This is a genomic window from Glutamicibacter sp. FBE19, assembly GCF_015524875.1.
In the GTDB taxonomy this organism is placed as follows: Bacteria; Actinomycetota; Actinomycetes; order Actinomycetales; family Micrococcaceae; genus Glutamicibacter; species Glutamicibacter halophytocola.
In genome coordinates, this window is record NZ_JACKQN010000010.1 from 137,051 (window position 1) to 160,641 (window position 23,591).

Consider the following 23,591-nt stretch of genomic DNA (forward strand, 5'->3'; position numbering starts at 1 on the left):
CCGTTCGTTTGGTTGGAAATTCTGCGTGGATTGCTGGGTTATTCCTTGACGCCGCCGGCTGAAAGGCCTGACTGCCAGTAGCGCTGGAGGAAGAGGAAGGCGATGATCAGCGGGATGATGGTCAACAGCGAGCCCATCAGGACCAGGTCGAAAATCGCTTCGCCGCCGGCGGTGGCGGCCTGCGAGTTCCACTGGTTCAGTCCCAGGGTCAGCGGGAACCAGTCGGGATCGCGCAGCATGATCAAGGGCAGGAAGTAGTTGTTCCAGGTGGCCACCATGGTGAACAGCAGCACGGTGACGGTGCCGGGGGCCAGCAGCGGCAGGCAGACCTGCCAGAAGGTGCGCAATTCGCTGGCCCCGTCGATGCGCGCAGCCTCCATGAGGTCCGCGGGGATGGCCTCCTTGGCGAAGGACCACATCAGGTACAGGCCGAAGGGGGAGATGAGCGACGGGATGATGATGGCCCACGGGGTGTCGGTCAGGCTCATGCTGCTGAACATCCAGAAGGTGGGAACCGCCAGCGCGGTGCCCGGCACGGCCACGGCGCCGATGACCACGGCGAATACGGTCTTCTTCCCGGGGAATTCGAATTTGGCCAGCGCATAGCCGCCGAGCACGGCCAACAGCGTGGCGCCACCGGCTCCCGCGGCCACATACAGCAGGGTGTTGCCCAGCCAGCGCAGGAAGATCCCGTCATCGTAGGACAGCGCGCGGGCGAGGTTCTCGAAGAAGTTGAACTCGCTGCCGAACCACAACCCGAAGGTGGAGAACAGGTCGCCCTGCGATTTGGTGGAGTTGATCAGCAGCCAGATCAGCGGGATCAGCGAGTACACCAGCACGATGCCGGTCACGATGGTCAGCAGCAGGCTGCGCTTGGGGCGGCCCGGGGTGTGCAGGGTCCCGCGGCTGCGGGCTGCCGCTGGTCGGAGTGTTGTCAAGGCCATGTTCAGGCTTCCTTCCGCATGCCGCGCAGCTGCACGGCGTAGGCGATCACCATGGTGATCACGCCCATGACGATGGCCACGGTGGCCGAGTAGTTCTGCTGCTGCCCGGCGAAGGACAGCGAATAGGCGTAAAGGTTGGGGGTGTACGCGGAGGTGATGGAGTTGGGAGCCAGGGCTTGCAGGATGCTCGGCTCGTTGAACAGCTGGAAGCTGCCGATGATCGAGAAGATCGTGGCCACCACCAGGGCGCCGCGGATCGCGGGGATCTTGATGGCTCCGATGACCCGCCACTGGCCGGCCCCGTCGATCGCCGCCGCCTCATACAGCGAGGAGGGGATCACGCGCAGCGCGGCGTAGAAGATCAGCATGTTGTAGCCGACGAACTCCCAGGTCACGATGTTGCCGATGGAGGCGAGGATGATCTGCGGTCCAAGCAGGTCGGGGATGCTCCAGCCGAAGAACTCGTTGATCTGGCCTACCAGCCCGAAGCGCGTCCCGTACATGAAGCCCCACATCAGGCTGGCGACCACGGCGGGAACCGCGTAGGGCAGGAAGACCGAGATCCGGAAGAAGTCGGATCCATAGAGCCGCCCGGAGTCCACGGCCAGGGCCACCAGCAAGGAGATGCCCAGCATGATGGGCACCTGGATGGCCAGGAACAAGGAGACGCGCAGCAGCCCGCCCCAGAAGACCGGGTCGCTGAAGGCGCGCAGGTAGTTGTCGAAGCCGACAAAGGAGGTGCCGCCGACCAATTGCGTATGGAACAGGCTGAGGTAGATCGAGTAGGCGATCGGGGCGATGAACACCAGCAGGAAGACGGCCATGAACGGGGCGAGGAACCCCCAGCCGGTCCACCGTGCGCGTGATGCGAAGCTGCGTTGCCTGCGTGGCGCCGGCGTAGTCCGCGCGCTGTGCGGGGTGCGGGGCGCGCGGGCCGGCGGCGACGTAATCGTATTGGTCATGCGGATCCTTAGTTCAGCTCATCCGCCGTCCGTTGACGGGCCGATGTTTACGTAAACATCCTAGGATGTGATTTGCGTTACGCCAACCCCCAAATTCTTTTTCGGCGGTAATCTGTCATTTATGACTAGTGGATATCCCCTTCGCGAAGGGCGGAAGCGCCATGTTTCCATGGCCGATGTGGCGCGTCGCGCCGGAGTGTCGGCCCAGACGGTGTCCCGGGTCTCCAACGGCTACCAGGGCGTGGTTCCGCAAACGCGGGAACTGGTGCTCAAGGCCATGGATGAGCTGGGATATCGGCCCAACAGCGCCGCCCGGGCGTTGAAGCTGGGATCCTTCCACACCATCGGCGTCATCACCTTTTCGCTGGAGACCCTCGGCAACCATCGGACCATCCAGGCGATTTCCGCCGCCGCGGCCGGGGCCGGGTATGCGGTGACGCTCATCCCGGTGGACCTGCCGACCCACGGCGGGGTGGAGCACGCCTTCGGGCGGCTGGGGGAGCTGGCGGTGGACGCGGTCGCCGTCATCGTCGAGGTCCACCTGCTGGACCGCGCCAAGGTGGTGCTGCCCCGGGGCGTGCCAACCGTCGTGGTTGACTCCGATGCCGGAGATGCCTACACCGTGGTGGACACCGACCAGGCCGACGGTGCGCGGCAGGCAACCCGCCACCTGCTCGAACTGGGTCATCGCAGCGTGCGGCACCTGGCCGGCCCGGAATCCTCCTATGCCGCCCAGCGGCGCGTGGACGGGTGGCGTGACACCCTGCTGGAAGCAGGGTGCGAGGCCAAGGAGGTGGTGCGCGGAGACTGGAGCGCCGAGTCCGGCTATGAAGCGGGCCGGATCCTGGTTGCCGACACCGAGTGCACCGCGGTGTTCTGCGCCAATGACCAGATGGCGCTGGGGCTCTACCGCGCGGCCGCCGAAGCCGGGCGGCGCATCCCCGAGGACCTGAGCGTGGTGGGCTTCGATGACTCGGCGGACACTCCCGCGTATTCGCCCCCGCTGACCACCATCCACCAGGATTTTGCCGAGGTCGGCCGGCGCAGCGTCGCGGCCATTTTGGAGCAATTGCGCACCGGCGAGCAGAAGCCGGGAACCTCCATTGTTCCCACGCGATTCGTCCAGCGCGCCAGCACCGCGGCTCCACGCGCCGGCAGCTGATGGCCGACTGAATTTTGTGCGCCCCGGGTTGCCCAGGGGGTTCACAAGTCGCGCGATTCCGACTATGTTTACGCTAACATCACGTCGATGCGTGGTGCCCGGCCGGCCGCCACATAGTCATTCGCACGATTCGAAAGGCAACTATGCCAAATCTGTCATGCCATGTAAGACGCGCCATCTCTGTCATCAGCAGCAGTGCTCTTGTGCTCGGAACCCTCAGCGCGGCAGTGCTGGGCGGCGCCGCGCCGGCCGCGGCGGAGGTAACCGGCGCCACGGTGCAGCTCAAGCCCAACCCCTCGTACCAGGGGCCCGAATTCCAGGGCTGGGGGACCAGCCTCGTCTGGTTCGCCAACGCCACCGGAGGCTACCCCGAGAAGGTGCGCCGGGACCTGTTCGACAAGGTCTTCGGCGCCGAAGGGCTGAACCTGAATATCGCCCGCTACAACATCGGTGGCGGCAACGCCACGGACGTGCCCGGCTACCTGCGCCCCGGCGGAGACGTCGAGGGCTGGTGGAACCCGGAGGCAGGAAAAGACGCCGGCATCACCTCCAGCTACGAGGACCGCGAGGCCTATGCCGCGGCCTGGGATCCCGAGGATCCGAACTCCTATGATTTCGATGCGGATCAGACCCAGCGCTGGTGGCTGGACGCACTGGCCGCTGAACGCGATGACGTGGTCTGGGAGGCCTTCAGCAATTCCCCGCCCTACTTCCTGACCCAAAGCGGCTTCGTCTCCGGCGGCATCGGCGACGGCAATGCCGAGCAGCTGGCGAAGGAGGACATCGACAAGTATGTTGCCTACCTGGCCACCGTTGTCCAGGAGCTCGAAGCCCGGCATGATGTGGATTTCTCCACGCTGGATCCGTTCAATGAACCGAACACCAACTACTGGTCCACCCGGCTGGGCGAGGACGGCTGGCCCACCAGCGCCAGCCGGCAGGAGGGCGCGCATATCGGGCCGGAAATGCAGAATCTGGTCACCAAGGCGCTGGCGAAGAAGCTGGAGGAATCCGGCACCGACGTGAAGATCTCGGCCATGGACGAGACTAACCCGGGCATCTTCGCCAAAAACTGGGAGAGCTACGACCAGCAGGCCCGCGACGCGGTATCCCAGCTGAACGTGCACACCTACGGGACCGGGGACCGGCGGGTGGTGCGCGACATCGCCAAGGCCGCGGACAAGCCGCTGTGGATGAGCGAGGTCGAAGGCGACTGGGACACCAGCGGCGGGCACAACCTGACCAATATCGACAACGGCATCGGCATGGCCGGGCGGATGATCGATGACCTGCGCGAGCTGGAGCCGAACGCCTGGGTGTTCTGGCAGCCGGTGGAGGACCGCTACAATATGGAGCGCGTGGAGAACCTGAACTGGGGCAGCGTGCTGGTGGACTTCGACTGCAATGCCGAGGGCAATTCCCTTCGGCGCCTGGCCGACGGCGACGCGGATCCCTCGTGCTCGGTGGCCACCAACGCCAAGTACAACACCGTGCGCAATTTCACCCACTACATCCTGCCTGGCGATCACGTGATCCCCTCCGGAAGCAACCGCGCCACCGCCGCGCTGGATGCCGACGGCAAGGGCCTGGACGTGGTGCACATCAACCCGTCCGACCAGGCCGAAACCATCGAGCTGGATCTCTCGCTCTTCGGCAAGGTGCGCAAGAAGGCCAGCGTCACCCCGCATGTCACCACCGAGTCGCCGGCCGACGCCCCCGAACAGGGCGCCCTGGTGGCCGGCCAGGCCGTAGCAATCGACCCGGCCACGAAAAAGGCCGAAATCACCGTGCCGGCGAAGTCCGTCACCACGCTGAGCGTGAGCGGGGTATCGGGCATCGCCGATGAAGCCGCGCCGGTGCGCGACGGCGGGCGCTATACCCTGATCGGCGGGCAGTCGCAACTCGCGCTGGCCGCTGGCGAGGGCGGGGCCACCATCGAGCAGCCCGCAACCACCGCCCAGGAAGCCGAGGCGCAAACCTGGACGGCCACCCGGCTGACTGGCGGGAGCAGCAACCGCGAGCGCATTGCGCTGACCGACGGTGCGGGCAGGACGCTGGGCGTGGATGACCAAGGAGCCACGCTCACGGTTGCCGGCGGCGAGCCGGCCACCGACCGGAGGCTGCAGTGGATCCCGACCACCACCGACGGATCCACCTGGTCGCTGGTCAACGCCTCCAACGGGTATGCGCTGGACGTGAATGGCGAATCCACCGAGCCCGGCGCGAGCGTCGGGACCTGGCGCTCCTCGGGCGGCGGCAACCAGCAGTGGGACCTGCGCAGCATCGAACCGGTGGGCGTGCATCCCGAAGCGGTGCAAACCCTGCCCGGTGTCGAAGCCGAGTTGCCGGCGGAAATCACCCCGCTCTACGCTGGCGGAGCCGGTGCCCCGGTGCCCGTGGACTGGCAGGCCTCCGGCATTGACTGGAACGCCGAGGGCACCTGGCACATCCCCGGGCGCGGCACGGATGTCTTCGGCAACGAGCTGAAGGCGGACCTGGCCATCGCCATCGGAAGCTTCAGCGCCACCGACCCGGTATCGGTGACCAGCTTTGCCGGCGCGCCAGCCGACCAGGTGATCTCCGCGCTTCCGGCGACCGTGCCCGCCCAGGTGGGCGCCGGGGCCCAGCGCTTCGACACCCCGGTCCGCTGGGACACCTCCGGGCTGAGCGCCGACGCATTATCCAAGACCGGCACCCTGGCCATCACCGGGCAGGCCGAATCGAATGATCCGGACGCTGCGCCGCTGGAGGCGCGGGCCGCGGTCATCCTCACCGCACCGGCGCTGGGCAACATCGCCCCGGAATCGACGCCCAGTGCCAGCTTCACCGAGCCCGGGTATTCGGCGGGAGCAACGATCAATGGCGACACCCGGGACAAGGCCTGGTCCAACTGGAAATCCGGCGACAAGAACGAGCAGGATACGCTCGGCTACGCGCTGGATGCGCCCACCGCTATCGAGCAGGTGGCCGTGCACTTCTACCGGGATGGCGGGCATGAATCCTGGGCCCAGTCGCTGAGCGTTCAAACGCGCACCGGCGGGGGCGACTGGGTTGCCGCTGGCGAAGATCTCCAGATCGATGCCCCGGATGGCGGGGCACCGGTGGCCACGGTGGACACCGGCGGCGTTGTTGCCGATGAGCTGCGCGTTGTGCTCACGGCCCGCGAGAATACCCACATGATCGTGGCCGAGGTGCAGATTCTTGCCGCGGCTCCCAGCCCTTCAAGCGAATCGATCCTGGCGCGGCTGATGGTCGACGGTGTGGACGTGGCCGGCTTCGACCCCAAGGCCACCAGCTATGCGCTCGCCGGCGTGCGCGGCGGCAGCTTTCCGAAGCTGAGCGCCGTGGCCACGGATTCCGCGGCCGAGGTGGTGATCACCCAGGCCTCGCGGCCGGGCCGCACCGCCACCGTCGAGGTAAAGGCCGAAGACGGCACCAGCACCAAGTACGCCATCAAGTTCACGCCCGGGAAACCGGAGTAGGGGCCGCTGATCCGGCCACTAAGTGACGGCGCTGCGGGCGGCTACCCCAAGGGGCAGCCGCCCGCAGTTGCCCTGGCTTTCTTGAATGCCGGCAGTGCGTGGAGGGTGTCTGAAACAGCACAGGAGGACCACTGGCGTTTTCCGAGGGTCTAAGCTGGATGACTGTGAGTCCAGCTAATCTTTCCATCGGCGTTGACATCGGTGGCACCAAAATCCTTGCAGCTCTCGTGGATGAAGAGGGAAATGTCTACGGGCAGATCCACCGCGAGACACCCAACCACGATGTGGCCGGGACAGAACGGGCCCTGGCGGAGATGATCCGCGAGCTCTCCGAGGGCAACGACGAGATGCCGGTGGGCATCGGCGCCGCAGGCTGGATGGACCGCAAGGGAAAGAACGTCCTGTTCAGCCCGCACCTTTCGTGGCGCAATGAGCCGGTGCGTGATCGCCTGATGCAACTGGTGGGGCACGAAGTCACGCTCGTCAATGATGCTGACGCCGCCGGCTGGGCCGAACACCGTTTTGGCGCCGGACGCGGCGAAAGCGACATGGTCTGCCTGACCCTGGGCACCGGCATTGGCGGGGCAGTGATCCTCGGAGGCCAGATCCACCGCGGCAAATCAGGCATCGCCGGGGAATTCGGGCATCAGGTCATTGTTCCCGGTGGCCATCGGTGCGCCTGCGGCAACCGGGGCTGCTGGGAACAATACGCTTCTGGAAATGCCTTGGGCCGTGAAGGCGCAGAACTCGTGCGCAGCAAGTCGCCCGTGGCTTTCCGGCTGCGCGAAGCCGTCGGGGATAACCCCGAAGCCGTCACCGGAGCGGAAGTAACCCGCCTGGCAGCCCAGGGCGACCCGGCCTGCGAAGACCTGATTGCCGATATGGGTGGCTGGCTCGGCTTGGGCATCTCGAATCTGGTCTCGGTGCTGGATCCGGGCACCATTGTGATTGGCGGCGGCTTGGGCACCGCATCAAAGCAGCTGGTGGCCACCGCCGAAGAGACCTACCGCCGCACGCTCTCTGGCCGAGGCTACCGTCCTTTTGCGAAGATCTGCCAGGCCGAATTGGGTCCGTCCGCGGGGCTGATTGGCGCCGCGGACCTGGCCCGCTTCAACCTGAACGGATAAAAGGCCGCTCGTCCGGCTGGCACTGCCATGCCGGACGAGCAGCGAATTTCAGCGCATTGCCGAGGCGCTGCGCTGTGCATGCAGCACCTGCGAGGAGAGCGGATGCTCCCCGGGCAGACCCGGAAGCAGCGCCACCCCGTCCAGTGGCGTGCCACCGGCAGGCAGGATGCGTGCCTGCGGCCACTGCTGGAGCGTTTTGCCGCGCAGCAATCCATCGACCATCTGGTTCGTTGCGATATTGCCGACCCAGCTGATCGCCGGAGCGCAGCCGGGGGGCCACCCGACGCGGCGCAGCCCGGTATCCAGCGAGTGGACCAGCTCATCGCAGGCCTGTTCCACGATTCGCCGCGCCACGGCATCGCGGCCTGCCAGCTCGATGACCTTTCGAGCGTATGAGGCCACGAAGGCAACACGCTGTTCCATGGACTGGATCTGGATATAGGCGCTCTCCACGTCCGGGAAGTCGGCCTGCAGCTCGGCGAGCAGTCCGGTGTCCTGCCCGCGGCCATCGTGCGCCCGCATGGCCGCTTCCAGCCCGCGGCGCCCGATCCAGTATCCGCTGCCGGCATCACCGAGCAGGTGGCCCCACCCGTCGATGCGCGCGAATCCGGTGGGCCCGGTGGACAGGGCGACCACCCCGGTGCCCACGGCCACGCACGCCCCTGGCTGTTCCCCCAGGCAGGAGAGGTAGCCGGAGATCGAATCATGGGCCAGATGCAACGAACGCACCCCCAGGCCGGCGCATTCCTCCAGTATGCGCGCGGGGTCGATCGCTTCGGGCAGCAAGCCGGAATAGCCCGCTGCCACGCGGATTGGCCCGGCCTGCGGCCGCTGGCTCAGCGCGGTGCGGATGGCCCCGCTGATCTGCTGCTCCAGGGGCTCGCCGGTGCGCACCGGCGGCAGCACGCCGGTGGCATCGCCGATCCGGAAGCGGGTGGAGCTCTGGCCGCCGTCGATGGCCAGCAGGGGTAGTTCGGTACTCATGTGGTCGGCTTTCTGTGCGGGTGGGATGGGACGGCGGGCTAGCGCTGGGTTGCGCCAGCGAGCGCGGAGCGGTGCGAGAGCTCGACGGCCCGCAGGTCATTGGCCGTGCGCAGCACGCTCGGGGAGAGCAGCTGCTGCGGATCCGCCAGCGGCGGGCAGTGCACCACGAAGCTGGCCTCGGCCCCGGCCGGCAAGCTGACCAGGCCCTGTTCGACGCTGGCCTCGGGGTGCACGCGGTCCACGAGCAAGGTGGCATCCAGGGCCAGGGAAAGCGCGCTCACGCGCACCTCATAGCCATCGGCCAGCTCCCGGACCACTCCACGCAGCGGTGCCGGATCCAGGCTGAGCTCCACGTCGGGGGCGAAGAGGTGCACGGCATGCTCCTGGCCCACGGTGGCCACCAGCACCTCGTTGCGCACCTGGCCGGGGGCGCACAGCGCCGGGTCGATGGATACCGATTGCACCGATCGGGCAGGAACCAGCACCCGCTGTTCAACGCTGTGGCGCGGCTTGCCGTCGAACCCCTGCAGGGACAGCGACAAGGTTCCGGCCCACGGCTCGGCATGGTCGTTGACCAGGCTCAAGTGCAGCTGCCCGTCCCGCTCGCCGAAGGAGAGCATGCGCGGCGCATTGGCCAGGCGCAGCGCATGCCACAGCGGCTTGGGGCGCTCTTCGGAATCGACGGCGGCCCAGGAGGTCACCGGCCAGCAGTCGTTGAGCTGCCAGACAATGGCACCGGCGGTGCGCGGCCACCACGAGCGATAGTGCTCGATGGCGTAGCGCACGGCGCGGGCCTGGTTCAGCTGGGTGGCCCAATGCCAGTGCTCGAAGTCCGCGGGGACCCCCAGGTGCGCGGCGAGGCCGCGCTCCAGCTTGGCATTGCCGTCGTCGGCCTTCTGGTGCACCAGGAACACCGGGTCGCGGCTGGGGTCCGGCGACTGGGCGAGCGGTCCGCCATCGCTGCTGTGCACCCAATCGCCCAGGGTCCGCCAGGTCGGCGGCCCCTGGAAGCCGAATTCGGAGCAGAAACGGGGAATGTCGCTGCGGTACTGCAGATAGTCGATCCGGTTCCAGACCTCCCACTGGTGGTGGGTGCCGTGATCCGGGTGGTTGGGGTGCAGCTCGCTGGCCGCCCGGTGCGGGGTGTAGGGGCTGTTATCGCAGTATGGGCGGGTGGGGTCCAGCTCGGCCACGATCTCGCGCAGCATTTCGTGGGCGAAGTACCCGCCCCAGCTGCGCCCGTCAAGGGCCTGCTTCCACTCCCAGTCCTCATGGCCCCAGACATTCTCGTTGCCGCCGTTCCAGATGGCCAGGGACGGGTGCGGCATGAGCCGCACGACATTCTCCCGCGCCTCGGCGGCCAGCTCCTGGGTGAAGGGCTCCTCCTCGGGGTACGCGGCGCAGGCCAGCAGGAAGTCCTGCCAGACCAGCAGGCCCCGCTCGCTGCAGGCGGTGTAGAAGTCCTCGCTTTCGTAGATGCCGCCGCCCCAGACGCGCAGCAGATTCAGGTTGGCGCCCAGCGCCTGGTCCAGCCGGCGTTCGATGCGCTCGCGGGTGATGCGGGTGAGCAGGTGGTCATCGGGAATCCAGTTGGCGCCCTTGATGAACACCGGCTGCCCGTTGACCTTGAGCAGGAAGGCGGTGCCGTGCTCGTCTTCGCTGGTGTCCAGCTCGATGGTGCGGAATCCCACGCGGCGCGCCCAGTGATCCAGCGGCTCGGTGCCCTCCGGTTCGCCCAGGGCGACCTGCAGCTCATGCAGCGGCTGCGCTCCGTAGCCGGCCGGCCACCACAGCGGTGCCTGGGGCACGGCCAGGGACAGTGTTGCCTGGCTGCTGTGCGCGGGGATGCGCACGGTGGCGCTGGCACCCAGGATGCTGGCGGCCAGCTCCAGTTCGCCCGGCTCCTGCAGGCCCGAGCGCTGAACGTCCACCTGCACCTCGATCTGCCCGGTGCCCGCCGCGTCCACGGTGACCAGCGGGCGCACCTGGGCCAGCCGGGCCACCTTCCAGCGGTGCACCAGCACCGGCTTGTAGAGCCCGGCGGTGCGCAGATCCGGTCCCCAGTCCCAGCCGAAGCTGCAGGCCATTTTGCGGATGAAGTTGAAGGGCACGGGGTGGTAGGCGCTGGGGCGGTCGCCGAGCCGTTCGCGCTGCGCCTGGGCATAGGCCGTGGCCGAGGCCAGGGTGACCGCCAGCCGGCGGGGCTTCCCGTCGGCGTATTCGCGCACGTCGAAGCGGTAGCTGCGGTGCATATTGGCGGTGCGGCCCAGCTCCTGGCCCTCCAGGGCCACGGTGCCGATGGTATCGATGCCCTCGAAGACCAGGTCCACGCGTTCGCCCGCGTCCGCCGGATCCAGCTGCAGCACGCTCTGGTAGCGCCAGTCCATGTGGTGCATCCAGCTCAGCTTGGCCTCGTTGGCATCGAGGTAGGGGTCGGGGATCAGCCCGGCGCGCAGCAGGTCGGTGTGCACGCTGCCGGGCACTTCAGCGGGCAATCCCGCGGGCAGGTCGATGGCCGGCTGTCCTCCGGCGGCCTCCAGGCTCCAGCCTTCGGTCAATGGGTAGGTGTTCATCTAGCGGTTCCTAACGGTGAGCGGCGGGCAGCTGGGTCTCGGTGCGATCCAGCTGTTCCCAGCCGCCGGTGAAATGGTTGAAGCAATTCGTGTTGTCGATCCGGGCGCGGTCCACCCCGAGGCCGGTGTTCAGCACCTGGCCCACGCGTTCGGGGTCCGGGGCGGCCTGCGCCAGCAGCCGGGTGTAGTCGTGCTGCGGGTTCAGGATCACCTCGTCGGAGGGGCCGCGCTCGACAATCCGGCCCTTGTAGAGCACGAGGATCTCGTCGGAGAAGTGCCGTGCGGTGGCCAGGTCGTGGGTGATGTACAGCACCGCGAGCTGGTCTTCGCGCTGCAGCCGGGCCAGCAGGTTCAGCACCCCGAGGCGGATGGAGACATCCAGCATCGACACCGGCTCGTCGGCGATCAGCACCTGCGCCCCCGGTGCCAGCGCGCGGGCGATCGCCACCCGCTGGCGCTGCCCGCCGGAGAGCTCGTGGGGCCGCTTGGCGGCGATCTGCCCGGCCGGTTCCAGGTTCACCCGCTCCAGCATCTGCAGCACCCGCTGATAGGTTTGGCCCTTGCCGGCGGTGCGCTGGTGGATGCGCAATGGACGGGCCAGGTGGTGCTCGATGCTGTGGAAGGGGTTCAGCGAGGCGAAGGGGTCCTGGAAGACCATCTGCAGATGCCGGCGATAGTGCGCGTCGGCAACCTGCCGCTGCTGCCCATCGAGCACCTCGATGCTCCCGGAGCTGGGTTTCTCCATGCGGGTGAGCAGCTTGGCGATGGTTGATTTGCCGGAGCCGGATTCACCCACCAGGGCCACCGTCTTGCCCGGGGACAACTCGAAGCTGACCCGGTCCACGGCCCGCAGGGTGCGGCGCTTGAGCCCGCCGCGCAGCGTGTAGTCCTTGCTCAGATTCTCGACGCGAACGCTGGTCATGATTGCTCCTGGGGGTCATCGGCGGTGCCGCCGCGCACAAAGGCCCCGCGGTCCCCGCGCAGGCTCGGGAAGGAAGCCAGAAGCTTCCGGGTGTAGGGATGGGCGGCCTGCCGGTAGAGGGTGGCTGCCTGGTCCAGCTCGACGATTTCGCCGCGCAGCATCACCGCGATCCGGTCGCTGATCTCCAGCAGCAGCGGCAGGTCGTGGGTGATGAAGATGACCGCGAAGTCCAGCTCCTCGCGCAGCCGCACGATCTCGCGCAGGATATCGCGCTGCACCACCACATCCAGGGCGGTGGTCGGCTCGTCCATGATCATCACCTGGGGCTCGAGCAGCATCGCCATGGCGATCATCACGCGCTGGCGCATGCCCCCGGAGAGCTCATGCGGGAAGGAGCGCAGCCGGCCCGGGTCCACCCCCACGCGGGTGAGCACCTGCGCGCTGCGTTCCCGGCGGGCCGCCCGGGTCATTCCGGGGGCGTGGGCGCGCAGCGTGTCATCGAGCTGGGCGCCGATGCTGCGCACCGGATTCAGCGCGTTCATCGCGCCTTGGAAGACCATGGAGAGCTTTTGCCAGCGGAAGTCGCGCAGCTGGCTCTCGCCCAGGCCCAGCAGGTCCAGTTCCTGGCCGCTGCTGTCGTGGAAGAGAACCTGGCCCGAGGAAATCCGGGCCGGCGGCTGGTGCAGCCGATTGATGGCGTAGGCCAGGGTGGTCTTGCCGCAGCCCGATTCGCCGGCCAGCCCGAGGATTTCCCCGCGGCCCAGCTCGAAGGAGGCATTCTTGACCGCGGTGACCGGGTTCTGGGATTCGTAGACGACGCTCAGCCCGCGCACGCTGAGCACCGGCGGCTTGCCGGTGGCGCCCGCTTCGAGGCGTTCTGGGGATATTGTGCTCATCGGGCTGCTGCCTTCCGTGGTTGTGCGCCCGCCGCCCTGGCGGCTGCGCGCGAAAGTTTCCGTGCCTCGCGCACGCTCTTCAGCTTCGGGTTGATGATCTCGTCGATGGAGAAGTTCACCAGCGAGAGCCCCATGCCGAACAGCGCGATCATCAGGCCCGGAGGCAAGAACCACCACCAGGCGCCCAAGGGCAGGGCAAAGCCGTTCTGCGCGAAGTAGAGCATGGTGCCCAGCGTGGAGGAACTCGAAGCCCCCAGGCCCAGGAAGGACAGGCCCGCCTCGCCCAGGATGGCCGCGATCACCGCGAAGACGAACTGCGAGGCCAGCACGGGCAGCAGGTTCGGGAGGATCTCCACGACGATGACCCGCCAGGCGCGCTCGCCGGAGACCTTGGATGCCTGCACGTAGTCGCGGTTGCGCACCGAAAGGGTCTGCGCCCGCAGCACGCGGGCGGAGGCCGCCCAGCTGGTCAGCGCCAGGACCACCGCGATGGTCCACAGGCCGCGGCTTTCGCGCGGCACGAATCCGGAGATGACGATGACCAGGGGCAAGCCGGGGATCACCAGGAACACGTTGGAGAGCAGCGAGAAGCTTTCGTCGGCGAAACCGCCGAGGTAGGCCCCGTAGATGCCGAAGAAGGCCGAGAGCGCGGTGGCCAGCACGCCCACGATCAGCCCGATCTGCAGCGAGCCGCGGGTGGCGTAGGCCAGCTGTGCCAGCACATCCTGGCCGGTCTGGGTGGTGCCCAGCAGGTGCTCGGCTCCCGGGGAGCTCAGCCCGATATTGCTGATCGCGTTGGGGTCCTGCACGAAGAGCGGCGCGAGCAGGCCGAACAGCGCGATGCCCAGGATCAGGCCCAGCCCGATGACCAGCCACGGGGTGGGAGAGGGCAGCAGCATCCGCCACGCGGCCTTGGGGGCCGTGGCGCGGCCCGCGGGTTCCGGCGCCGGATCCCCTCCGGTGTCCGCCAGGATGCCGCTGGTGGTTTTGGTGTCGTTAAAAGGTGCCATGTCGGTTTCCATTCCTAGCCGCGGGCCCGGGTGCGCGGGTCGACCAGGCCATAGATCAGGTCGACCAGCAGGTTGGCCGCGAGCACCGCGACCGTGATGTAGAGGAACACGCCCTGCATCAGGGCGTAGTCGTTGTTGGTGACCGCTGCCAGCAGGCGCGAGCCGATGCCCGGATAGGAGAAGACCTGCTCGGTCACCACCGAACCGGAAACCACGAAGCCCAGCGAAATGGCGAAACCGGCCACGGAGGGCAGCACGGCATTGCGGGCGGCGTAGTTGCGCAGGATCCAGCGTTCGGGAAGCCCCTTGGCGCGGGCGGTCAGCACGTAGTCCTCGGAGAGCGTAGACACCATCATGTTGCGCATGCCCAGCAGCCAGCCTCCCAGGGCGGCGATGACAATGGTCAGTGCCGGCAGGACCGCATGCTCGATCGCGGAAAGCAGGAAGGGGCCATTGAATCCGGGGTCGAGCACCACGTCATAGCCTCCCTGCGCCGGGAAGAGGCCCAGCCCGCGGGAGAGCAGGTAGACCAGCACCAGGGCGAGCCAGAAGTAGGGGACCGCGGCCAGCAGCGTGGTGGCCGGGACCAGCGAGTCCAGCCAGGTCCCCGGGCGCCATCCGGCGAAGGTCCCCAGCAGGATGCCGATCCCGGCGGCCAGAATGGTCGAGACCCCCACCAGGATCACGGTCCACGGCATGGAGGCTCCGATGACCTCGGTGACCGGGGCCGGGAAGTAGCTCACCGAGACGCCGAGGTCGCCCTTGAAGAGGTTGCCCAGGTAGCCTGCATATTGCACGATCAGCGGCTGCGAATCATCGCCGCCGAGCAGGATCGAGTAGGCCTTGCGGGTTTCCTCGGTGACGCTGCCGCCGCGCTGCTGCAGCTTGGCCAGCAGGATATCCACGGGATCCCCCGGCAGCAGCCGGGGGATGATGAAGTTCAGGGTGAGCGCTGCCCAGAGGGCGATGGCGTAGAAGCCCAGTTTCCGGATTACATAGTTCACAATTGCACCTGTTGCCTTGAGTGGTTCGAAGGAATGTCCCGCGCCGGGGACCGGGGGTCCCCGGCGCCGGGGAAATCAGCCTTGGACCGGCTTCAGGGCCTTGAAGACCTGTGCGGCATCCAGGCGCGACCAGACGGCGGGGAAGGCGTAGGTGTCTTCTGCGGTGGGCCATCCGGTGAACTTGGCCGTGTTCCACACGCTGGTGGTGCCGCCGGTGAGCACCGGGATGTACGGCATGTCCGCGACGATCTGCTGCTGGATCACGTCGTACTGCTGCTGGCGGGCCGCGCTGTCTTCAAACGGGATGGTTTTCAGCGCGTTGATCGCCTTGTCGACGCTGTCGTTGGCGTAGCGGGAGTAGTTGTTGCCGGAGGTCTTGCCGACTTTCGCGGTGCTTTCCGAGGAGAAGAAGTAGTTGTACACGTAGTACGGGTCTGGGGCGGGGCCTTGCCACAGCGAGTCGATGGCCAGCTCGAACTCGCCCTTGGTGCGCTTGTCGGTCCACTCGTTCCACGAGGACTGGGCGGCCTGGATCTGGATGCCAGCGGCCTTGGCCTGCTCGGTGATGGTCTGGATGGCGGTGATGTAGTCGGTCCAGCCGGTGACCACTTCAATGGTCAGCGAAAGCTTTTTGCCGTCCTTGGCGAAGATGCCATCGGCGCCCTTCTTCCAGCCGGCTTCCTCAAGCAGCGCGGCCGCGGCCTGCGGATCCGCGGTTTCCGGGGCAACCGCTGGCTGCACCTTCTGGGAGATCCATTGCGATTGGGTATCGGGCAGCGCGAAGGATGGGGAGATCGGCGCGGCGGTGTTTTCGTACGCCAGGGTGTTGAGCTGGGTGCGATCCAGGGCCAGGTAGATGGCGCGGCGCACCGCAGGATCGGTTTGCGCCCCGGTGCAGCCCAGCTTGACGTTGGCGCAGGTGGCCAGCACCTGCTGGCTCTGGGCCACGGTCAGCTTGGCGTAGTCCGGGAAGTTCGTGGAGACGTTCTGGATGTCGGGGATCGGGCCGGTCTGCCAGTCGATGGTGCCCTGCGCAATGGCGTCGGCGCCGGCAGTGTTGCCGGACAGGGCCAGGTAGCGGATGTTTTTCAGTTCGGGTTCGCCGCCCCAGTAGGACGGGTTGGCTTTCAGCGTGAAGGCCTGCGGCTTGAAGTCGGCGAGGGTGTAGGCCCCGGTGCCGACCGGTTTTTCGATGACGTCCGTCTCCGGGTTCAGCTTGGCCCACAGGTGCTCCGGCACGATCACCGCCTGGGTCAGGATGTCCGGACCGGAGACGAAGGCGCTGTCCTTGAAGTTGAAGGTGATGTGGGTGTTATCCACGACCTTGACCTCGCCCTTGAACCCCAGGCTGTTCAACGCGGGGTGCTTCTTGAGCAAGTTGAAGGTGAAGGCCACATCATCGGCGGTGAAAGGCTCCCCGTCGCTCCACGTCACGCCCTCGCGCAGGGTCACCGAGAGCGCGGTGCCATCCTCGTTCCATGAGGATTCCGTGCCCAGCAAGGGTTCGGGCTTGGCGTCTTTTGCGGCCTTGTTCAGGTAGAACAGCGGTTCGAAGATGGTGCCCGGGCCTGCGATCTGGGAAGGCGAGAAGGGGTTGAAGTTGATCTGGTAGTCACCGGCCTGGCCGGTGTAGGCCACCAGGGTGGCGTCCGCGGCGTCGGCCTTCGGCTGGCCGGATCCGGCGGAGGAGCATCCGCTGAGAGCCAGGGAGAGAATGCTGGCGCCGGCTGCGAGGGCGAGCATGCCGCGATGGCGCCGCAAGGTGCCCGGTTGCGAGGAGGGGAACATGGAGTGTCGCTTTCATCGGATCGGCCCTGAGCGCCGATGTGGTTGATTCTGTGTCGCAAATCACGACTCATTAAGAAGTTAGGTGATTAAATTAAGTTGGTCAAGATAATATGGAAGAGAAGTTCATAGTGTGACGCAGAACAAGGCGAGGGCCAGCAAGGAGGTGCAAGGCAGCGATGCAGCGCAACAGCGTTCCGCCGACCAATCGGGAAAGACTGCTTGACCTGCTGCGAGTGTCCGGAACCAGCAGCCGGATTGACCTCGTGGAGGCGACCGGGCTCACTGCCGGGACCATCAGCAATCTGGTGCGGGTGCTCGTGGAAGAAGGCCTGGTCGAGGAGACCGGGCGTGCCGCGTCCCGTGGCGGGCAGCCGCGCCGGATGCTCCAGCTGCGTGCTGATTCGCGCTGCGCGGTGGGTGTCCACTTCGAGCGCGGCGGCATCGAGCTGGTGCTCACGGATTTCACTGGCCGGACCATTGGCGCATCGCGCGTGGATTCCGATCAGCGCCTCGCCCCTGCCCGGCAGCTGGAAGCCGTTGGCACCAGGATCCTGGCCATGGCCGATGCCTGCGGGATCGCGCCGCACCGCGTGCTGGGCATCGGGCTGGTCGCTGAAGGGCCGCTCGACGTGCCCAGTGGCACGCTGCTGGCCAACGAGGCGGATGCGCGCTGGCAGGGCCAGCCAATTGCCGGGCTGCTCGAGCGCCAGGCGGGTTTCCCTGTGCGCCTGGTGCCCGTGGGCACAGCAGCAGCCCTGGCCGAGCGGGTGCTTGATGGCGGACGCCGGCAGCCCTTCGGCGTGATCTATCTGGCCAGTTCCATCGCGGCCGGGGTGGTGCATGAAGGACAGGTGTTCCGCGGGGCAGATGCGCGCCCGGTGGAATTGGGCCACATCACCGTGGACTTCAACGGGCCGCCGTGCCCCTGCGGCAACCGCGGATGCCTGTCCCAATACAGCTCAGGTGCCGCATTGGCGCAGCGTGCCGCGAGCCTGCCCGGCCTGGCCGAAGCACTGGCAGGCGGGGCTGGCAATCCGATGGCCGATGTCCAGGCCATCGCCGAGCAGGCAACGCGCGGCCATCCCCAGGCCCGCGCGCTATGGAAGGAAGCGGCCCGCGGGCTGGGGCATGCCGCGGTGAGCCTGGTCAACCTCTTCGGGCTCGAAACCGTGGTGCTGGCCGGCCCGGCGCTGGCCGGAGCCGGGGACCTGCTGCTCGCCGAGGTGCGCTCGATCGTGCAGGCCAGCTCCTGCCACCGGGCATTGAGCCCGGTGCAGGTTGAACGATCAAGGCACGGCCCGCTGTCTGCCGCCACCGGCGGCGCCTTGCAGGTGCTCTGCGCCAGCGATGGAACCAGAACCCAAGAACCAACCCACCGAATGATGGAGAGATCATGACCCAGGAGTACAAGGAATTCACCGTCTTGAGCCGCGATGGGGCCAGCCTCATCCTGCACCACCGACCCGCAGGACTGCCCGAGGTCGTGCACTGGGGCGCCGAGACCGGCGAGCTGGCAGAAGCGGAGCTTCGCGCCCTGGTGGCCGCCGGGGCACGCCAGGAGGAGCGGGGCACCGTTGATGCCATCTGGCAGCCGAACCTGCTGCCCACCCAGGGCGACGGCTGGGCCGGCCGGCCGGCGCTGCTGGCCACGCGTGCCGGGGCGCCGATCTTCCCCCGGTGGATCACCCGGGAAATCACCGTTGACGGCTGCAAGCTGCGTATTGAAAGCGGCGACGCCGCCAACCAGCTGGCGATGCGCAGCGAACTGGATCTGCTGGCCGGAGGGGTGCTCACGCTCAGCCATGAACTGGTCAACGAGGGAAGCGGCGAAGTTGAGGTGCAGCATCTGGAGTGCGTTCTGCCGATTCCCAAGAACGCTGACCACCTGAGCATGTTCAGCGGCCGCTGGACCCGTGAAAAGGCGCCGCAAACCATCCAGATGCCGCGCGGCGCGGTGGTCCGGCAAACTCGGCGCGGCCGTGGCGGGCACGATGCGCCCTATCTGCAGATCGCCTCGGCGGGGGTGCCGCAGGAGCGTGCCGGCGAGCTGTGGGCCGTGCATCTGGGCTGGAGCGCGGACTGCACCTATCGCACGGACCGGATGAGCGAAGCACTGACCCTGATCGGAGCCGGAGAGCTGTTGCAGCCAGCAGAAATGCGGCTGGGCGCCGGTGGCGCCTACCGCACCCCGAAGGCCTGGTTCGGCTATTCGGGGCAGGGGCTGGACGGGCTGAGCGCAGGATTCCACACCGCCCTGCGCGCCCGGGAACAGCACCCCAGCACGCCAAGGCCGCTGGTGCTCAACACCTGGGAAGCCGTGTACTTCGATCATCAGCCGCAGACCCTGATGCGCCTGGCGGAATTGGCCGCGCAGGTCGGGGTGGAGCGCTTCGTGCTCGATGACGGGTGGTTCATGGCCCGCCGCGACGACACCAAGGGGCTGGGGGACTGGGAGGTGGACCGCGCTGTCTGGCCCGACGGGCTGGGTCCGCTGGCGGCCCGGGTCCATGAGCTGGGCATGGAATTCGGGCTCTGGTTCGAACCCGAAATGGTCAATCCCGACTCCGATCTGGCGCGCAATCACCCCGACTGGATGCTGCACAATGCCCAGCATGTGCACAACCCGCCAGCGGGGCTGTCCTGGCGCTCGCAGCATGTCCTGGATCTGGCCAACCCGCAGGCCTACGCGCATGTGCGCCAGCAGATGGGCGCGCTGATCCAGGAGCTCGGCATCGATTTCATCAAATGGGATCACAATCGCGACCTGATCGAATCGCTGCACGGGCAGCGTCCGGGAACCCACGAGCACACGCAGGCAGCCTACCGGTTGATCCGCGAGCTGAAGCAGGAACGCCCAGGGCTGGAAATCGAATCCTGTTCCAGCGGCGGGGCGCGCACGGACCTGGGCATCCTGGAATACGCGGACCGGGTGTGGGCCTCGGATTCCAACGACGCGATTGAACGGCAGGACATCCAGCGGTGGACCCAATTGCTCCTGCCCCCGGAGCTGGTGGGAGGCCATATCGGCCCGGCCACCTCGCATAGTTCCGGGCGGACCCTGGACCTGTCCTTCCGGGCCGCCACGAGCCTGATGGGCTCGGCCGGTTTCGAGTGGAATCTGCTCGAATGCAGTGAGCAGGAATTGCAGCAGGCGCGCGACTTCGCCGAGCTCTACAAGGAGGTGCGCGGGTTGCTGCACACCGGTGTGCCGGTTCACGCGCAGCTGCTGGATCCGGCGCTTCGCGTGAGCGGCGTGGTGGCCCAGGACGGCAGCGCAGGGTTGTGGACCATAGCCACGGTGGCCACCTTGGAGGAGGCGCTGCCCGAACGGATCCGGCTGCATGGCCTGAAGCCGCACTCCCGCTACCGGGTTCGCGTCCGCGAGGAGCTGGGGAAGGCGGAATTCGGCTGGATCACCCCGCAGTGGATCGCCCAGGGCGATCTGGTGCTGCCCGGGAGGCTGTTGGAAATCCACGGGCTGCAAATCCCGCTGCTCTGGCCCGGCCAGGCGCTGATCGTCCAGGTGGAGGAGGTGCCCGCCTAGGCTTTGGCGGGCGGTGCTGCCGTGCTGCCGCGCACCACAATTCGCGCGGTCGGCACGTGCACCACCGTCTGCAGGTCCCCGGCATGGGTGCGCAGCAGCACCTGGGCCAGGCGCTGCCCCAATTCGAAGACATCCAGGCTGACGACCGAAATCGGCGGTTCGGCCAGGCGCGCGTCGGGCGAATCATCCCAGGCCAGGATGGAAAGATCCTGCGGGATGCGCAGTCCGAGCTCGCGCGCGGCAGCCAGGCCGCCCACCGCCATGAGGGTGTCATCAAAGATGATCGCGCTGGGACGCGGGTCCGCGCCCAGCAGCTCGCGGATGCGCTGGGCCCCGGAGCCCGGAGAGTAGCTGCCTTCCAGGCTGGTGCCAGCAATCCCGAAACGCGCCAGGGCCTCGCCGAATGCCCGGGTGCGCGCCTGGGTGTGGTGCAGCTGGGCCGGGCCGGAGACCCGTCCAAGCCGCTGGTGGCCCAGGCCGGCCAGGTGCTCCACGGCCATCAGCATGGCCCCGGAGTTATCCACCTCCACCAGGGAGACCCCCTCGATGTGCGGTCCGCCCAGGACCACCACCGGCAGGCCCAGCTCGCGGCAGCGCAGCACGCGTTCATCGTTTTCGGCGATATCGGCAATGATCACGGCGTTGAGCATGCCGCTGCTGGCCCAGTCCCGGTAGGCGGCCAGCTCTTCGGCGGCAGAGCCGAAGCGGCGCAGCAGCACCGAGGCATCATGCTGGTCCAGGGCCTGCTCCAGGCCAAGGAGCAGCTCCTCGAAAAATGGATCAGGGTCGTGGGGCCCGTTTTTCATCTGCACCGCCAGGGCGAAGCGGGGTCCGGGCGAAGTGCGCGCAGCGACGTTGTCCATGTGCAAAGTATCGCATCGAACCGGCATACTTGGCACATGAGCAACGTTCTTCCACCATCACCGGCCCAGTCCAGTCGAGTCCTCGTCTTGGATCGGGTTCGTGCGGAGGGACCGGTCAGCCGCGTCGAGCTGGCTGGGCATACTGGGCTGACCCAGGCTTCCATTTCCAACCTGGTCAAGACCCTGCTTGCCGAGGGCCTGCTGGTGGAAACCGGAGAACGAACCTATACCGGGGCCAAGGGAAAGCCCCGTGTGCTGCTGGGCCTGAATCCGCAGGCGCGCTACAGCATCGGCGTGCAGCTGGGCGCCGACTGGATCGTCATGGTGCTCACCGATGCGGCGGGCACGGTGATGGCCCGAACGCGCATGCGCGGAGCGCGATCCACCGCGCCGGTGCGGGTGGTTTCGGCCGTCGCCACGCAGATCGAGGCGCTGCTCGCGCTCTCCGGGGTCGACCGGCAGCTGGTGGCAGGCATCGGACTGGCGGTGCCGGGGATCATCGATTTGCAGACCGGGGCGATTCTCTCCTCGGCAAGCCTGCCGCTATGGGAGCTTTTTGCGGTCCGCGAGGCGTTGCAAAAGGCCACCGGGCTGCTGACCCTGGTCGACAATGTGGCTACCGCCGCGGTCATGGGCGACTACTGGAGCGGCGCGATTCCAGAGGCCAGCGCGCACTGCACCCTGTATATGGGGGCCAGCATCAATACCGGGCTGCTCATTGACGGGACGGTGTACCGCGGGGCGAGTTCCAATACCGGGCTGCTGGGGCGGGCGAGCTTCGAACGCGCCGCCGGCGAACGGGCCACCGTGGAAGAAGTGGCTGGCCCGCGGGCCGTGGCCGTCCGTGCCCGGCAGGAGCTGGCGGCGGGCCGCCAGACCATTGCGGTCCTCGATGACCCAGCCAATCCCTTTGCGGATTTTGCGGCGATTGCCAGCGCGGCGGTGCATGGGGACTCGCTGGCCCTGGAGCTGATCGAAGAGTCGGCACAGCATATTGCCACCGTGGTGGTGGCCATGGTCAACATCCTCGACCTGGATTCGGTGACGTTGGCGGGCCCCTCGCTGAGCACCGCCGGATCCCTGTATTTAACGCAGATCCGGGACCGCATCAGTGCCGAGGCCTTGAGCGCGCCGAAACATGATGTGACGGTACGGCTCTCGGCCCAGGTGACTGATGCGGCCTCGGTGGGTGCCGCGGCCCTGATGCTGCAGCACAGCCTGGCCAAGCCTGCAGGCTAGGCCGGGGGACTACCGGGCGCGCAGCTCATCCACGTAGAAGCTTCCGCTCGTTGATGGAGCCTCGGGCACCTGGTTGATGAAGATGTTCAGCTGCGAGAGGTAGGCAAGGTCTTCCTGGGAGATACGGCGGTCTGCGTTCTGCGTATCCCAGGGGGCCGGCCGGAAATCGGCAAAGGGGATCGACAGCTGCTGCCCCTCGGTGCCTTCCATTGACGGGTAGGCCTCATAGGCGACGCCGCCGGCGACCAGCTGCAATACCAGCTTCTGGCCCGAGCCGTCGGGCTGGAGCCAGAGCGATAGCCGGTCGAAGCTTGACCAGTCGCCTTCGATGCGGCGGGTGATTCCGGTGTAGCTTTGCAGCCCGAAATCGTAGTCGAAGCGCAGCGAGCGTTCGCCGGCTCCGACGGGGTCCTCCGCCAGCGAGATGGAGTTGGTGCCCACTGCGCTGTAGCTTGAACGCAGTTCGGAATCGTCGGCGTAGCCTTCGAAGTCATCAACTACGCCCGGGGCTGAGGCTGGCTTCTGGCCCAGCACCAGTTGCCCGGTTTCTTCCAGTTTCCGCTGGCCGGGCAGCGTGGCGCGCAAGTCAAAAGCAGTCCTTTGGTTGACCAGCTCTTCTTGCGGAACCTCCAAGGTGCCCACGTGGTAGCCGGAGGCGGCATCGAAGTTGAGCTTGATGGGAGGATGCCCCGAGAGGGTGAAGTCGACCGTGGCGGGCTTCGGATTGGTCCCGGTGAGCTTGGCCCGCACGGTGGTTTCGGTGTGCGTGATGCGTGTGCCGTTCGCCGGCGTGACCAGCCGCAGGCTGGCCGGGTGGGCCGCGGCCTTGGTCTTTCGCTCAAAGACATCCCGGGGCGAGAGCTGCGAGCTGAAGACGGAGAACTCATCCTCTGCGAAAGCGCGGAAGTCCTGGAGCATCTCGTGCTCAGCGAGCTCGCCGGTGGCCGGATAGGGGACGAAGAACTGCCCGGTGCCGTAATTGGTCCAGGTCAAGGCCCAGGCCATGCGACGTGCCTGCGGGTCGGCCTTGATCGCTTTGAAGACCTTGGTGTACCAGTTGATGGAGGGATTTTCTCCGTTGGCTTTCAGTG

Annotated in this window: 17 protein-coding genes; 6 read left to right on the forward strand and 11 right to left on the reverse strand. The window is 67.2% G+C overall.

The genetic code is table 11. From position 1 onward, the window contains the following. Window positions 1-38: 38 nt before the first annotated feature. On the reverse strand, window positions 39-944 hold the full coding sequence (locus H6F58_RS15065; RefSeq protein WP_195182080.1) for a carbohydrate ABC transporter permease: 906 nt from the start codon (window positions 942-944) through the stop codon (window positions 39-41). A 2-nt stretch (window positions 945-946) separates the two neighbouring features. Beyond that, window positions 947-1,906 (reverse strand): sugar ABC transporter permease, encoded by a 960-nt coding sequence (locus H6F58_RS15070; protein ID WP_171919848.1) that lies wholly within the window; start codon window positions 1,904-1,906, stop codon window positions 947-949. A gap of 121 nt (window positions 1,907-2,027) precedes the next feature. On the opposite strand from H6F58_RS15070, the gene H6F58_RS15075 reads away from it, so the two are divergent. The 3 genes from H6F58_RS15075 (at window position 2,028) to H6F58_RS15085 (ending at window position 7,677) form a co-directional block, all read left to right on the forward strand. Further along, window positions 2,028-3,068 (forward strand): LacI family DNA-binding transcriptional regulator, encoded by a 1,041-nt coding sequence (locus tag H6F58_RS15075; RefSeq protein ID WP_244652622.1) that lies wholly within the window; start codon window positions 2,028-2,030, stop codon window positions 3,066-3,068. A gap of 203 nt (window positions 3,069-3,271) precedes the next feature. After that, window positions 3,272-6,550, forward strand: coding sequence for a glycoside hydrolase (locus H6F58_RS15080; RefSeq protein ID WP_195182081.1), 3,279 nt, complete (start codon window positions 3,272-3,274; stop codon window positions 6,548-6,550). Window positions 6,551-6,714: 164 nt separating this feature from the next. After that, window positions 6,715-7,677 carry an ROK family protein gene (locus tag H6F58_RS15085; RefSeq protein ID WP_348536401.1) on the forward strand — a complete coding sequence of 321 codons (963 nt, stop codon included), beginning with the start codon at window positions 6,715-6,717 and terminating at the stop codon, window positions 7,675-7,677. 48 nt (window positions 7,678-7,725) lie between these two features. Here the strand turns inward: H6F58_RS15085 and H6F58_RS15090 are convergent, their stop codons facing one another. The 7 genes from H6F58_RS15090 to H6F58_RS15120 all read right to left on the reverse strand — a co-directional run bounded on the left by H6F58_RS15090 (window position 7,726) and on the right by H6F58_RS15120 (window position 16,854). Further along, on the reverse strand, window positions 7,726-8,661 hold the full coding sequence (locus H6F58_RS15090) for a BadF/BadG/BcrA/BcrD ATPase family protein (protein WP_195182082.1): 936 nt from the start codon (window positions 8,659-8,661) through the stop codon (window positions 7,726-7,728). A gap of 38 nt (window positions 8,662-8,699) precedes the next feature. Beyond that, window positions 8,700-11,234, reverse strand: coding sequence for a glycoside hydrolase family 2 protein (locus H6F58_RS15095; protein WP_195182083.1), 2,535 nt, complete (start codon window positions 11,232-11,234; stop codon window positions 8,700-8,702). 10 nt (window positions 11,235-11,244) lie between these two features. Further along, window positions 11,245-12,156 (reverse strand): ATP-binding cassette domain-containing protein, encoded by a 912-nt coding sequence (locus tag H6F58_RS15100; RefSeq protein ID WP_060703162.1) that lies wholly within the window; start codon window positions 12,154-12,156, stop codon window positions 11,245-11,247. Next, window positions 12,153-13,052: an ABC transporter ATP-binding protein gene (locus tag H6F58_RS15105; protein WP_060703161.1), complete on the reverse strand. Its 900-nt coding sequence runs from the start codon at window positions 13,050-13,052 to the stop codon at window positions 12,153-12,155. The genes H6F58_RS15100 and H6F58_RS15105 overlap by 4 nt, the downstream gene beginning before the upstream one ends. Further along, window positions 13,049-14,062 carry an ABC transporter permease gene (locus H6F58_RS15110; RefSeq protein ID WP_146277073.1) on the reverse strand — a complete coding sequence of 338 codons (1,014 nt, stop codon included), beginning with the start codon at window positions 14,060-14,062 and terminating at the stop codon, window positions 13,049-13,051. Before H6F58_RS15110 ends, H6F58_RS15105 begins: the two co-directional genes overlap by 4 nt. Window positions 14,063-14,076: 14 nt before the next feature. After that, window positions 14,077-15,066: an ABC transporter permease gene (locus H6F58_RS15115; protein WP_060703160.1), complete on the reverse strand. Its 990-nt coding sequence runs from the start codon at window positions 15,064-15,066 to the stop codon at window positions 14,077-14,079. Window positions 15,067-15,141: 75 nt separating this feature from the next. Then, the gene (locus tag H6F58_RS15120) at window positions 15,142-16,854 is read right to left on the reverse strand and encodes an ABC transporter substrate-binding protein (protein ID WP_244652624.1); all 1,713 of its coding nucleotides are present in this window, start codon (window positions 16,852-16,854) and stop codon (window positions 15,142-15,144) included. Window positions 16,855-17,030: 176 nt separating this feature from the next. Here H6F58_RS15120 and H6F58_RS15125 point away from each other — a divergent pair, with 176 nt between their 5' ends. Continuing rightward, window positions 17,031-18,251, forward strand: a complete 1,221-nt coding sequence (locus H6F58_RS15125) for an ROK family transcriptional regulator (protein WP_195182084.1) — start codon at window positions 17,031-17,033, stop codon at window positions 18,249-18,251. Next, a complete protein-coding gene (locus H6F58_RS15130) occupies window positions 18,248-20,398 on the forward strand; it encodes an alpha-galactosidase (protein ID WP_195182085.1) in 2,151 nt (716 codons plus the stop codon). Before H6F58_RS15125 ends, H6F58_RS15130 begins: the two co-directional genes overlap by 4 nt. Here H6F58_RS15130 and H6F58_RS15135 read toward each other — a convergent pair. After that, a complete protein-coding gene (locus H6F58_RS15135; protein ID WP_195182086.1) occupies window positions 20,395-21,261 on the reverse strand; it encodes a substrate-binding domain-containing protein in 867 nt (288 codons plus the stop codon). The genes H6F58_RS15130 and H6F58_RS15135 overlap by 4 nt on opposite strands. 36 nt (window positions 21,262-21,297) lie before the next feature. Here H6F58_RS15135 and H6F58_RS15140 point away from each other — a divergent pair, with 36 nt between their 5' ends. Next, window positions 21,298-22,500, forward strand: a complete 1,203-nt coding sequence (locus tag H6F58_RS15140) for an ROK family protein (protein ID WP_195182087.1) — start codon at window positions 21,298-21,300, stop codon at window positions 22,498-22,500. A 9-nt stretch (window positions 22,501-22,509) separates the two neighbouring features. On the opposite strand, the gene H6F58_RS15145 is transcribed toward H6F58_RS15140, so the two are convergent. Continuing rightward, window positions 22,510-23,591, reverse strand: a 1,082-nt coding sequence (locus H6F58_RS15145) for a carbohydrate binding domain-containing protein (RefSeq protein WP_206693727.1), incomplete at its 5' end; no start/stop codon positions are given.

Bases quoted from the DNA above. Each gene is read 5' to 3' on its own strand.
- H6F58_RS15090 (WP_195182082.1), bottom strand. From the start codon at position 8,661: ATGAGTACCGAACTACCCCTGCTGGCCATCGACGGCGGCCAGAGCTCC.
- H6F58_RS15140 (WP_195182087.1), top strand. From the start codon at position 21,298: ATGAGCAACGTTCTTCCACCATCACCGGCCCAGTCCAGTCGAGTCCTC.
- H6F58_RS15120 (WP_244652624.1), bottom strand. From the start codon at position 16,854: ATGTTCCCCTCCTCGCAACCGGGCACCTTGCGGCGCCATCGCGGCATG.
- H6F58_RS15075 (WP_244652622.1), top strand. From the start codon at position 2,028: ATGACTAGTGGATATCCCCTTCGCGAAGGGCGGAAGCGCCATGTTTCC.
- H6F58_RS15065 (WP_195182080.1), bottom strand. From the start codon at position 944: ATGGCCTTGACAACACTCCGACCAGCGGCAGCCCGCAGCCGCGGGACC.
- H6F58_RS15125 (WP_195182084.1), top strand. From the start codon at position 17,031: ATGCAGCGCAACAGCGTTCCGCCGACCAATCGGGAAAGACTGCTTGAC.
- H6F58_RS15105 (WP_060703161.1), bottom strand. From the start codon at position 13,052: ATGAGCACAATATCCCCAGAACGCCTCGAAGCGGGCGCCACCGGCAAG.
- H6F58_RS15110 (WP_146277073.1), bottom strand. From the start codon at position 14,062: ATGGCACCTTTTAACGACACCAAAACCACCAGCGGCATCCTGGCGGAC.
- H6F58_RS15100 (WP_060703162.1), bottom strand. From the start codon at position 12,156: ATGACCAGCGTTCGCGTCGAGAATCTGAGCAAGGACTACACGCTGCGC.
- H6F58_RS15130 (WP_195182085.1), top strand. From the start codon at position 18,248: ATGACCCAGGAGTACAAGGAATTCACCGTCTTGAGCCGCGATGGGGCC.
- H6F58_RS15095 (WP_195182083.1), bottom strand. From the start codon at position 11,234: ATGAACACCTACCCATTGACCGAAGGCTGGAGCCTGGAGGCCGCCGGA.
- H6F58_RS15135 (WP_195182086.1), bottom strand. From the start codon at position 21,261: ATGGACAACGTCGCTGCGCGCACTTCGCCCGGACCCCGCTTCGCCCTG.
- H6F58_RS15070 (WP_171919848.1), bottom strand. From the start codon at position 1,906: ATGACCAATACGATTACGTCGCCGCCGGCCCGCGCGCCCCGCACCCCG.